The organism is Bulleidia sp. HCP3S3_C9 (assembly GCF_052064035.1).
Lineage (GTDB): Bacteria > Bacillota_I > Bacilli_A > Erysipelotrichales > Erysipelotrichaceae > Bulleidia.
The window spans coordinates 1-1,648 of record NZ_JBQHWJ010000108.1; the positions used below are offsets into that span (position 1 = coordinate 1).

The window sequence follows — 1,648 nt, forward strand, 5'->3', positions numbered from 1 at the left end:
CCTCCCTAATAAGTCAAATGTTTTTTAGCTTAAATAAGCTATTTTTTAAGTACATATTTTGATATAAGCCAATAGATTACGGATATTTCTTGCATCAATGTGCTGAATTATAACAACTTTGCATCATTTCAGGTACTTTTAAAACAAAACGTCACGTTTCATTTATAAATGGCCTTACTGTAATGCCCTCATCGTTATAGCTGTGCACCTCCCGTGTCTACCAGGATCACTCTTACTGAGGTCCTAACTTCCTTCGTTCCACATATCCATAATCTGGGTGCCGATTAAGCTCCTCGGCAGGGTCTTTGCCCTATGGTATAAATATCTATCGGCTACCGGCTCATACTTTGTCGATTTTTGAATCTGCATCTTTGAAGTCTGGTATCGCATTTTCAGCGGACGTTCATACCTTACTCTCCGGTGCTTCTCCATCTATGCTTCTTTGTCATAGACAGATTCAGATGTCTACCTCTTCAGGCAACTGAATCTGTCTATGACGAATTTGTTGATTGCTCTGTTTGATTCTTTCTATACACGGACAATGTCCTGTGTCATTTTTGTTCCGTCATAACTGACTCCATCTGTCAGTATTTTATAGAATATGCGTATCATCTTGCATGCCACTGCCACCACTGACTGAATACCCTTTAATGGGTTCTTCTTCCTTGTTGTGTAGTACTGGTGGATCTGTCTGAACTCTTCATTCTTTCCAATCACTGACAATGCAGTTTGATACAATGCCCAGCGAAGTCTTTTCCTTCCTCTGTAGCTGATTCGTTTTTCTCCCTGATGCTTACAGGACTCATTCGTCACTATTGCATATCCTGCAAGTTTCTGTATTTCTTTAGGGTTATCAAATCTGCTTATTTCTCCAACTTCAGAAAGAAATGTTAATACCGTGGCTTTACCAACACCCTTGATTTCAAACAGTTTATCTGCATTCTTAATCTTAGGCAGAATCTCATCTACTTCTTTGTCTATCGCTTCCAGCCTTTCCTGATAGCGATCCAGATCTTCTTTTATAGATTGAAATTCAAGTCTGGCTGCTGCTGCAGCTTCCTTTCTGCCAATGCTGTTCTTAGCCGCTTCATACAGCTTCTTAGCTCTGCTTTCTCCAGCTGCACGTACTTTCTTGTTTCTCCAGATCTGCAATATTCCTTCAACACCTAACGTTACGATGTCTTCAGGTAATGGATACATATCCATGATTATCATCGCTGTCTTGGAAACCACATTCTTGTACGCTTCCTTAAATTCCGGGAAGTAACGTGAATACCATCGTGCCAGTCTGTTTTTGCACTGTGTAAGACTTTCCTGTGTACGTATCTTCAGATTGGAAAGTTCTCTCAGTTGGGCATATTCTTCTTCTGGCATGTATGGAAATGAATACCTTCCATCTGTCACAAGATCTGCGATTACTTTAGGATCTTTTCTATCATTCTTTGATGGATCATTATCGTCTAATTCCTTTGACTTATGAACAGCTGCAGGATTTACATGTACAAGAATCATTCCATTATCTTTACAATATGTAGCCAAAGCTTCCCAATATATGGAAGTCGGTTCCATACCAACGATAATCTTTTCAAGACCATTTGTTTTCATGATATTAACTGCCCAGTATTTGAACGTCTTAAATCCTTCTGCA

Annotated in this window: 1 protein-coding gene; it reads right to left on the bottom strand. The window is 39.4% G+C overall.

What is annotated here, in order from left to right:
- Window positions 1-528: 528 nt before the first annotated feature.
- Window positions 529-1,648: IS110 family transposase (locus ACTND6_RS10955; RefSeq protein ID WP_441024275.1), on the bottom strand; the 1,120-nt coding region annotated here is incomplete at its 5' end.